This window comes from Moorena sp. SIO4A5 (assembly GCF_010672005.1).
GTDB lineage: Bacteria > Cyanobacteriota > Cyanobacteriia > Cyanobacteriales > Coleofasciculaceae > Moorena.
Genome location: NZ_JAAHHZ010000186.1, coordinates 1 through 9,982 on the forward strand (window position 1 = coordinate 1; position 9,982 = coordinate 9,982).

The following is a 9,982-nucleotide window of genomic DNA, read 5'->3' on the forward strand; positions in this document are numbered from 1 at the left end:
GGGGAGTTTTCTCTGCAACTAGGTCAGGGGATTGTGGCGGTAACTGGTATCCTAGCGCTACTGTTGGCTTGGTTATTCGGGCCGTGGTTGTTGTTGATGGTCAGTATTAGTTTGGCAATTGGTACATGCTATTCCTTGCCACCGGTCCGGCTGAAGCGGTTTCCCTTTTGGGCAGCACTATGTATTTTTTCAGTACGGGGAGCAATCGTTAATGTAGGTCTGTTTTTACACTTTAGTTGGGCATTGCAACAGGGACAAGTGATGATGCCTACCGCAGCAGTGTGGGCATTGACCTGGTTTATCTTAGTGTTTTCCGTTGCGATCGCAATATTCAAAGATGTCCCAGATATCAATGGGGATAAGCTTTTCAATATCACTACCTTTACCATCCGCCTCGGTAAATTAGCGGTATTTAATATAGCACGGGGAGTGATTACTGCTTGCTATCTCGCCATGGTGCTAGCTAGTGTGCTGCTCCTCGGTTCAGTAAATATCCTCTTCTTGGTAGGAACCCATCTGGTAGCATTGGCAGTAATGTGGTGGCGCTCTTACCAGGTAGACTTGGAGGATAAAAATGCGATCGCTAGTTTTTATCAGTTTATCTGGAAACTGTTTTTCCTGGAATATTTGATTTTCCCAGCAGCTTGTCTTTTTAGACTATAGGGTTTCTCAATTAATCGAATCAACAGCGCGTAAGCATTCAGCCGTCAGCCGTCAGCCGTCAGCTGATAGCTGATAGCTGATAGCTGATAGCTGTTCGCGTAGCGCATAAACTTACAAAAAAATAGCCGTAGAAATACTATCCACGGCTATTTCAACTCCACAATAAGTCCGTTGAAATTGTTGTTAGGTGCGCTGCATCGCTATGTCACTCAGTTACCAAACCTAACCTGATGTGATCCTATGTTAGCAGACCGGAACCTTTGACTGGGGGGAAACCCCCCAGAAATTTAAGGTGTTATGGCAACAGCCAATACTTGTTTAGTGTAGTCATCACTTCGCCTGGAACGTCAGTCGGTTCCAGAGGAGTCCATTCGCAAATCTCGGCATACCCTAGGGCATACATCCTCTGCATACTATAAATTACTGCTTCCCGAGACCCTTTCAGAGTGTGCTGAGCAGGTTGTTTTTTGAAGTTTTGAGTAAATCCTTGTCGCATAATTTAACAATTGAACTCATTGTGGTAACTTAATGATTATTGTAATAATTATTATTATAATTGTCAAGGGTTTTTTAAAAGTTTTTTTGGGGAGTTTTAGGATTAATAAAAAACAGCGATATTCTGAAATAGATGCTATATACACGCTAATTAATTATTAACTAGTATTTATTAAAATAATTCGCTCCTAAAACGTAAGTATTAAACTATCCTATAAATTTAGATTTGCTATAATAACTAATATAGTTACAGCGGTTTGCATAACTATCAGGTACACAAGATTGTCTTCCCTGTTCCCTGTTCCCTGTTCCCTATTCCCTATTCCCTATTCCCTATTCCCTATTCCCTATTCCCTATTCCCTATTCCCTATTCCCTTTGCTCATGACACAATCAATCTTGAGGATGCCAGAAAATTCCAGACTAACATCCCAACAGTTTTACGACCTGTGTTGTGCTAATCCCGACTGGAAAGTAGAGCGAACCGTACAAGGAGATTTGGGAATTATCGCTCCAACCGGTGGAGAAACAGGAGCAAGAAATGCTAATCTCCTGATTCGTTTGGGAATCTGGAATGAACAATCTCAACTGGGAATAGTGTTTGATTCATCCACAGGATTTCATCTACCTAACGGAGCTGATCGTTCACCAGATGTAGCTTGGGTTAAGCGGGAAAGATGGGAGGATCTGACACTGGCACAACGGGAAAAATTTCCACCCCTAGCACCAGATTTTGTGATCGAATTAATGTCTCCCACCGCCTGAAACAAGCCCAACTAAAAATGCAGGAATACTTAGATAATGGGGTAAAATTGGGTTGGTTATTCAACCGATTAGCCAAGCAAGTGGAGATTTATCAGTGTGGGAAAACTAAAGTAGTATTAGAGCAGCCTAATAAATTATTGGGAGAACCAATTTTGCCTAATTTTATTCTAACACTTGATGGTTTTTGGTAATGAATTGGTAAGCTATCAGCTATCAGCTATCAGCTATCAGCTATCAGCTATCAGCTATCAGCTAATGCGCTACCTACCAGCGTCGTTCGCACAGCGTGGCACAGGCTTTGGCCTTGGCCACGCACGAGTTTTGAATAACAAAAGCTGTTCGCGCAGCGTGAGCGAAAAGCTCACGGCTGACCACTGATGGCTGAATACTAACAGAAAAACACCCCGACCAGACCTAAATTACTAGAATCTACCGGGGCTTTGATATTTTAGGTTATTACCTTGTACTCCTTGGCTAACAGATAGCGTGGAGTGGTTAAGCGTTGTAACATATTGAGCGGCGATACCTTAGATAATCAATTTCAAAGTTCGGTTATTTCAGGTAAAAATTAGCTGAAATAATTGATTACCTCGTGTACCGGCTTGCTGCTTTTATCTTTCGCAGTAAAAGTCCACTGGTCCGTCTCCTTCCTTTAGATAGAAGACACCATACTCAGGCAGGGGCAGGACTATATCCTCATTTGGGGATATGAAGGTTGGCTGGCCTGTAGCTGAGTCTACTACTTTTACTCGCTCGGGAGATTCGTTGTGTAGTTTAGCAAACAGATAGTCATAACCAGGAGTAACTTCAACTAAGCAAAAGTGCTCATCGGGATTTTGCAGGTAGGTGACATCTCCTCCACAGCAATACCCGGCAAGTGCTTCCCCGGGATTAAGCGCGAAGGTGACGATTACTGTTAGTGCTACTACGGCTAAAGTTAACACTTTGCTGAGGCTAGTTTTGATTGTATTCATGTTTTTGATTGCTGTTTATTGTTGCTATTTTATGCAAGTTAAAGTTGGTGGTTTTGTCTGGAAATCCTATTATACCATTGGTTTGAGCGATCGCGGTTTTACCCAATCCATCGGGCAAGGATTGCTATCGGTGAGCTTAGTTGATGGGGGATTAGGAGCTTTTTTAATAGAGATTACCTTTGCTGCAACAGATTCTTGCTCTACCAGTGACGTTATTTCCTCTGCCGTTGTCTCTAATTTGATCTCCGAATAATTACCCTCTTTTCTACAAGCTTTTCTGGGGTATCAAATTCAGTAACCAAGCCATTGCCCTCTGCCACTGCGATCGCCTTTGGCGGAAGCTTCGCTTCATCGCTTCGAGGTTTTCTACTCCTATTGTCCCAGAGTTATTTTCTCGATGGCAGTCTATACAGCAGTTATGGGCAAATTTAGTCAGCCATCCCTTGAGATTGGTAATCTTTGCAGCAAATTTGGGCAATTTTTCCCAAGCCTTGAGCATAATCTCAGAAACAGCATCTTGGGCTTGAGACCGATTACCCCCCATCCAGCTGCAGAGCGCGATGGTAAAGATAGTCTTGATACTGTTCCCAGAGGGGCCAAAAGGCCGTACGGTCTCCAGTAGACAGTTTTTCCAGGAGGGGCTCCACCCAAGCAGCGGTAGATTCGTTTTCGGCATTTTCGCGCCATTGGCCATGAAAACCTTGGTTTGTTGCCTGCATAAGTCCTGTTGATCCACCGAAAACCAGTTTGACCTATTCGCCCAAGTTATACAAGTGACGTTCGTTAACTTAAGCCGTCAAGTCCAGTCAGCCCTTGAGTTAGGATTTTTGTAAATTTTATTGAAGCCTTTTCTTTATCTTTTTTTAACTTTATTTAAGGTAATAATTAATTATACCACATCCGCTGGTAATAAGCAAAATGTATTGGATGCAAGGCAAAAGGCAAAAGGCAGAAGGCAGAAGGCAAAAGGCAGAAGTAAAAAGGCAACAGTATAAAATGTAAAATGCAAAAGGTAACAGGATAAAATGTAAAAAATTCAAAAAAACATATCAGATAATGAAATATTATATCTAGAGCATATAAAAGTATTTAAAATCCTCTCACTAAAAATTAAATTGGTATCGAATAAAGCCTGATAAAAACCTCTATTTTAGGCATCAAACTATCTTAGTTTTTTAAAAAATTAGCGCTACTGAAATCTATAATCTAAGCTTTCATAAGCTCTAAAAGTAACAGAATCTTTATTTGTGACGTTTGTCAGCTAAGCACAGTCAACCCTAGAGGTCAACCATAAAACTACCTAAAAACAGCAATACTTTCAGGTCGAGATTATTAGTATTTTTTCCTTACAGTTGGGAACTCTTATAGATAAGCCTTAGGTTTATTTAAATGTTATGACAAATCTCAACAGTGTTCTTCAACGAGACCCATTTGCCGACAGCACATTAGTTGTAAACGATGAAGGGATTACCATTCGCCTGATCGACGGCAGTAGGAATAATTTAGACCAAGTCTCTTTGGGTATCCCTAATACGCCTTTGCTGCGTTTGAGTCCAATTGAGTATGAAGACGGAATCCAGTCACCGGCGGGTATAGCATTTGATGCAGAAGGCAATGCTCTGATCGGTATAGATGGCAATACTGTTACGCGCCAACCCATTCCCATATTTACCCAAGCCGAAGCAGACCGATTAAATGGATTGGGATTGAATGTCATATCCAATACAGAGGGCTTAAGCAATGTATCTGATGCGCCCTTTGTATTGCTTAACCCACCCGATCGCCCTAGTACCCGAGTGATCAGCAATGCTACCTCTAACTTAGAAGAAGGAGAGTCTGATCCCAATGGTAATGGCTTAAGCGCTTTCATTTGGGCTTTTGGTCAGTTCGTCAACCACGACACTGATTTAGCAGCGAATGGGTCAAAAGAACAGAACCAAAACCGGTTAGAATTGCTCAATTTCCCCATTGACATTCCCGCCGATGACCCTAATTTTCCACCAAACACTCCTCCCACTCAAGAAATTTCTACACAGGCAGATGGTGGCTTGGAGTTTGACTTTGAACGGGATGCGTTTTTCAGCGGTACTGGAGTCTCTGGGAGCCCAGGAAAAGCAATTAATATTGTTACCTCTTGGCTTGATCTTTCTGTAGTTTATGGGTCTACTGAAGAAGAATATCAAGCAATTCGTGCTTTTTCAGAAGGTCGCCTCAACGTCTTCTCGGATGAAACAGTTACCACTAATGACGACTTGTTACCCCTTAACATCACAGGTGCTGATGGAGAACTGATCAGTGGTAAAGGCGCTTTTATGGATGTGGGTTTTCTAGCGGGGGATACACGGGTTAACGAGAACGATAGTTTGGCATCCCAGCATACCCTCTGGATGCGTAACCATAACCGCCTTGCCCAAGAACTTTATCGGTTTCATCCTGACTGGACAGATGAGCAGATATTTCAACGCTCTCGCCAGATTAATATTGCCCAATATCAAGCTATTGTTCTCTACGAGTGGCTCCCCCTGATGGTGGGTAATGTGATCACTGACTACAGCAGCTATAACTCTAATCAAACTCCAGAAATCACTAGTGAGTTTGCTGCTGCTGGTCTTCGTGTTGGTCATACCCAAACTAATAACCGTATAGACACTATTGATGCTGATGGTAATCTCACAAGTTTGCAATTATTAAGAACATTTAGTTCACCCAATATTAATGATAGTAGCGATATAGATAATATCTTGCGCGGTGCCAGTCAAACAATTACTGAAGACGTTGATACTAATATAGTTTTTGACCTGCGCAACGCTTTAGTACCAGGAGCGATCGGATTTGACCTTTACTCTGCTAATCAGCAACGGGGAAGGGATCATGGCTTGGCTGACTATAACCAAGTGCGAGCAAGTCTCGGTCTACCACGGGTAACGACTTTTGCGGAAATTACTTCAAATGCAGAGTTGGCAAATACTCTCGACGAGCTCTACCAGACTGTAGAAGATATCGACTTATTGATTGGGCTGTTTGCAGAAGATGCTGTTGCTCCCTCCGGTGCCGGAGAAACTATTCAAGCAATGCTATGGGAGCAATACGAGCGGATACGGGATGCTGACCGCTTTTGGTTCGAGAGACCGATTGAAGATGGCGGTTTCTTTACCCAAGAGGAAATTGCAGCCATTAAGGAAGTGACGTTTGCTGATATTATCAAGCTCAACACCGAAATTACTACAATTGCAGACAATGCCTTTATAATCAGCTCCGACAACAATCCCTCCTCTGATGGACTGCTAGATTTAACCGGCTTTTCGGGACAAGCTACAGCAACTGTGACTAGAGAGGCGGATTATGACAATTTAATTGGCTTTTATCTAATTGCTGATCAACAGGGAACGATAATTGATCCAATCACGGGTCAATCTCTTACTCCTGGCCAAGACGGTTATGCAGAAGCGGCCATTGATGCCAGCGTGGTTGACTTCAAGGTAGACGAAAACTTGACCACGGTAAATTTTGATGTTACTCTTCCAGGAGGCTCTATCCTAGCTCCCTACTTAGTTACAGATGGGGATTTGGATGATTTTGAAAATGGTGATGCTGAGGTATTCTTTGCTTTCACAGCTGCTAACAGTGATGGCATGAGCCATATCCTTGAACTTGGAAATAGCAGTGACAACAAATTCACATTCGCCTTTGAAGATTTAAGTGGTAATGACAGTGAAGAAAGCGATGCTCTAACAGAGCCGCTACGCGATCGCGACTTTAACGATCTAGTGATTGATCTTACTCTTTTATAATAGTTCATCTTCCAGTAGGGTGGGCAAAGTAATCTAATCATGAATACTCATTTAAACCAAACGGTTTTTGCCCACCCTACAAGCTGGCGTGAAAAAAAATCCCAATTAAAGTAGGGTGGGCAAAGTAATCTAATCATGAATACTGATTTGAACCAAACGCTTTTTGCCCACCCTACAAGCTCCCCATCTCCCTATCTCCCCATCTCCCCCTCTCCCCACCCTCCCCACACTTCCTCTAGTTATAGATTTACAACAAAAAGATGCACCACTGATCTACTGAGCAGCTAAGCTAAAACTCCTCTGTACAACAGCACCACGTTCCCCGAGGGATTTTGGTTGCTGTTGATCCACAGTATACAAAACACCTCCCGCATTCCCTGACCTCACAGTCAGTTTTTGTTTAGCAATCCAGGTTTTCTGATATCCCTTGGGTAAGGTTTCTTCCAACTCGATTTTGCCATCAACTACCACTCGTACCCAAGTTTGCTCTGTAATACTCAAGCGTACTTTAATTAATGGATTAGATGGGACAGGTTTGGGTTTGGGGGGTGGTTTAGGTTCGGGCTTAGGGGCTGGTGCTGGTTGTTCTGGTTTATCGGGGATTGTCTGGTCCTGGGCAACTGATGAGTTTTCGATCTGTCGATTAGTGATATAGGTGAACACGGTGTTGAGTAGATAAATTAGTCCACCAGCAACACTGACCAAGCTTACTATTATGATGTAAGGATAATAGGGTTGTATGCTTTTGGCTACAGTTTTAACAGTCTTGCTTTTGGCTACAATCCTAGGAATCTTTTGAGGAGAGGTTGGAGTCTCAGAGTTCTCTTCTGAGGAGATATTGGTATACAAGACTAACCCACCAGACTCGGTGTTCTCGGTGTTCTCGGTTTTCTCAGTTTTCTCGGTGTTCTCGGTTTTCAAGGACAATCCAGAATTAACTGGAAACGTTTTGGCTATTCCTGGACCATCTAGACCGAGAAACTCTGCATAGCGACGAATAAAGCCTTGAATATAAACTGGCTCGGGCAACGGCTCGGATTGCCCTGCTTCAAGGGCTTGCAATATATGCAATCGAATAAAGGTGTTGTTAGCGACTTCCTCAATAGGTATAGATTTCTCCTGCCTGACTTGGCTGAGATAGGTCCCTATTTTCTGGAGTTGCTCCTCTTGCTCTAGACTTAAGTGGCTCACCAAATCTCTCCACCCATTAATCCACGTTAACAATTTTTATACAGAAACATCGGATAGTAACATCCTCTGGGCATCTCACCATAGAACTTATCAAAACTTATCAAAACTTAACAATATAGCCAATTTGCTGATGAAATAGGAAAACTCTCTAATTCTAAGGTATGGTTTGGATTGGCATCCTCCCCCGGCAGGAACAATCCTCGCGCTGGGGGATTTCCACGTTATACCGAGTTGCATTCAAAAAGAGTAGATTGGTTGGATAAAGAGATGGGGAGATGGGGAGATGGGGAGATGGGGAGATGGGTGGAAGAGGAAGTTATAAGTTTGACCGCAACTTGATATCACTGTAAGTCTTTATCCTTTCGTTGAGTTGGCTGAATGCTGTTCCCGTAGCGTCCGCGTAGCGCATATGCTTAAGAATTATCAGCTAATTTTTGGCAAGAATTTAATGCATCCTTTTGTTTGCTTTATTTGCCGTAAATTTATGCTTGAATAATGTTTTAATAAGGGAAAAGTATTATGATAGAATTTGATTTATTTTTCGGTAATATTCTGCATATTTCTACATTTATTTATATATAAAAATCAAAAATTTATCGTTTTGATATACGGATAACAGTCTAGCAAATAAAAGACATATTATGAACATAATTTTAAATTTTAACAGTGGTTTTAACTGGCGATAGGTTTTTGATATCCTGACTAAAGTCAGGATAAAAGGAGTGGGGTATTGACAAAAGCGATACAAAGGGGATAGTATTGCGAACGTGACCAAATGCCAGACGAAAAAACTAGATATAGAACGATTAAACCAGTTGCCGAAGGAGGAAGTGGTAGAAATGCTCATGACTGCAGCGAAGTCTATAGATAGATCAGCAGCAAGCAACAATAGAAGAACTGAAAAAAGAAATAGATAAACTGCCTGTAATTAGCAGAGTTAGATCGCAAAATATCATCAAAACTGCGATCAACAGACCTACTCAGAAATAGTAAAAACAAGATACAGGAGAAAAATCTAAACGTCAACCAGGCAGACAGCAAGGACATCAAGGAAAAACCTGGAGTGGCTCTCGGTCTCGGGAACCTTTTCAGGATACTGCTAATTTATCTATCGGCTAATTTATTAAGTTAAGTAAATATTAAGTTAAGTAAAAAAAATGCTCTGCTTAGGGGTAGTCTGTGATAGAGTTTGTTGAGCAAGCTCGACCGGCTCAACTTGATAAAACTGCACTTGCTCCTTATTTGATTCCATAACCTTACGTTCTGAATCATTACATATAATTCAAGGGAGTTTTTATGCTCGCATACGGATTTATAACATTATTGAGTCTAGGTTCTGAGTACTACTTTAAATACGAGATTGATGCTCAGACTGGTTTCCAGATCTATTGGATTACAATCCCTGAGGGACTCGATAAGGAACGCTATAGCAAACAAACAATCTCCGAGTTTTTAGCAGAATCATCAGTTGCACAAATTCTCAAACCTGGAGCACCCCTTGATAAGAGCCTTTATCAAGCTAGCCTAATTTTACCCGGATTACCAGCCTCACCTTTCGATGCATTTTATACTATTGAACTAACCTACGACAGCGATTCATTTACGTTAGGAGTTCAATCGACTGATTCTTTTGGATTTAGTCCGGAAGGCTCAACCCATTTCAAAGATTTAAATCTAAGTTTTACCCAGCAACTTAATTCCGAAACCGTCACTGTCAGTGGAACAGTGACGGCGGTTTTCTCTGGTCAAGATATTGTCCTTGAGGCAGGGTTGAGCGATGGCTCTGAACTAATTTTTAATTACAATCCTAATAATCCTCAGGAAATCCCGATTCAACCGTGGGGCAATTTGGAGTTGACGACTTTTACGGTCAAACCTGGATCAAATCCTCTTCAACCCCAGGTGCTCTACTGGTTTGGAGAAAAGTCGGGAGAATGGGTTTATGATTGCTCCTTGAGGAATACCGAAGATGCACCCGCCATCGACTTACGGATTCAAACGGAGCCAGAAACAGTGCAGTGGGGATTAGGGTCTATCGCTGTTAAAGATGGCTTGATCGAGAGTGAAAATGCGACCCTAGAAGCGGCAAACCTAAGTTCTGCTA

At 42.0% G+C, this 9,982-nt stretch carries 12 protein-coding genes and 1 pseudogene; 8 read left to right on the forward strand and 5 right to left on the reverse strand.

The features are described 5' to 3' along the window. Positions 1–663 (forward strand): homogentisate phytyltransferase (locus F6K57_RS31270; protein WP_293072027.1); only part of this gene is annotated, 663 nt, incomplete at its 5' end. A gap of 295 nt (positions 664–958) precedes the next feature. Here the strand turns inward: F6K57_RS31270 and F6K57_RS31275 are convergent. Next, positions 959–1,159: a hypothetical protein gene (locus F6K57_RS31275; protein ID WP_293028127.1), complete on the reverse strand. Its 201-nt coding sequence runs from the start codon at positions 1,157–1,159 to the stop codon at positions 959–961. A gap of 256 nt (positions 1,160–1,415) precedes the next feature. Between F6K57_RS31275 and F6K57_RS42245 the strand changes: the two genes are divergently transcribed. From F6K57_RS42245 to F6K57_RS31285, 3 genes are read left to right on the forward strand one after another with little or no spacing between them, the layout of a single operon-like run. After that, positions 1,416–1,922: a Uma2 family endonuclease gene (locus F6K57_RS42245; RefSeq protein ID WP_364304817.1), complete on the forward strand. Its 507-nt coding sequence runs from the start codon at positions 1,416–1,418 to the stop codon at positions 1,920–1,922. Positions 1,923–1,939: 17 nt separating this feature from the next. Then, the gene (locus tag F6K57_RS42250) at positions 1,940–2,113 is read left to right on the forward strand and encodes a Uma2 family endonuclease (protein WP_364304820.1); all 174 of its coding nucleotides are present in this window, start codon (positions 1,940–1,942) and stop codon (positions 2,111–2,113) included. Continuing rightward, positions 2,100–2,300, forward strand: a complete 201-nt coding sequence (locus F6K57_RS31285; RefSeq protein ID WP_293072028.1) for a hypothetical protein — start codon at positions 2,100–2,102, stop codon at positions 2,298–2,300. Before F6K57_RS42250 ends, F6K57_RS31285 begins: the two co-directional genes overlap by 14 nt. 233 nt (positions 2,301–2,533) lie before the next feature. Here F6K57_RS31285 and F6K57_RS31290 read toward each other — a convergent pair whose 3' ends face one another. Next, complete coding sequence (locus F6K57_RS31290; protein ID WP_293072029.1) at positions 2,534–2,896, reverse strand: hypothetical protein; 363 nt, start codon at positions 2,894–2,896, stop codon at positions 2,534–2,536. A 31-nt stretch (positions 2,897–2,927) separates the two neighbouring features. Here F6K57_RS31290 and F6K57_RS31295 point away from each other — a divergent pair, with 31 nt between their 5' ends. Beyond that, positions 2,928–3,149: a hypothetical protein gene (locus F6K57_RS31295; protein WP_293072030.1), complete on the forward strand. Its 222-nt coding sequence runs from the start codon at positions 2,928–2,930 to the stop codon at positions 3,147–3,149. Between the two features lie 12 nt (positions 3,150–3,161). Here the strand turns inward: F6K57_RS31295 and F6K57_RS31300 are convergent, their stop codons facing one another. After that, positions 3,162–3,440: a sigma factor gene (locus tag F6K57_RS31300; protein WP_293072031.1), complete on the reverse strand. Its 279-nt coding sequence runs from the start codon at positions 3,438–3,440 to the stop codon at positions 3,162–3,164. Then, positions 3,430–3,615: a hypothetical protein gene (locus F6K57_RS31305; RefSeq protein ID WP_293072032.1), complete on the reverse strand. Its 186-nt coding sequence runs from the start codon at positions 3,613–3,615 to the stop codon at positions 3,430–3,432. Before F6K57_RS31305 ends, F6K57_RS31300 begins: the two co-directional genes overlap by 11 nt. A 675-nt stretch (positions 3,616–4,290) precedes the next feature. Between F6K57_RS31305 and F6K57_RS31310 the strand changes: the two genes are divergently transcribed. Then, positions 4,291–6,687: a peroxidase family protein gene (locus F6K57_RS31310; protein WP_293072033.1), complete on the forward strand. Its 2,397-nt coding sequence runs from the start codon at positions 4,291–4,293 to the stop codon at positions 6,685–6,687. Between the two features lie 273 nt (positions 6,688–6,960). Here the strand turns inward: F6K57_RS31310 and F6K57_RS31315 are convergent, their stop codons facing one another. Continuing rightward, a complete protein-coding gene (locus F6K57_RS31315) occupies positions 6,961–7,878 on the reverse strand; it encodes a helix-turn-helix domain-containing protein (protein WP_293028153.1) in 918 nt (305 codons plus the stop codon). A 171-nt stretch (positions 7,879–8,049) separates the two neighbouring features. Here F6K57_RS31315 and F6K57_RS31320 point away from each other — a divergent pair, with 171 nt between their 5' ends. Then, positions 8,050–8,217: a hypothetical protein gene (locus tag F6K57_RS31320; protein ID WP_293023110.1), complete on the forward strand. Its 168-nt coding sequence runs from the start codon at positions 8,050–8,052 to the stop codon at positions 8,215–8,217. A 957-nt stretch (positions 8,218–9,174) separates the two neighbouring features. Further along, a pseudogene (locus F6K57_RS31325) lies at positions 9,175–9,982 on the forward strand (LamG domain-containing protein); the annotation flags it as partial.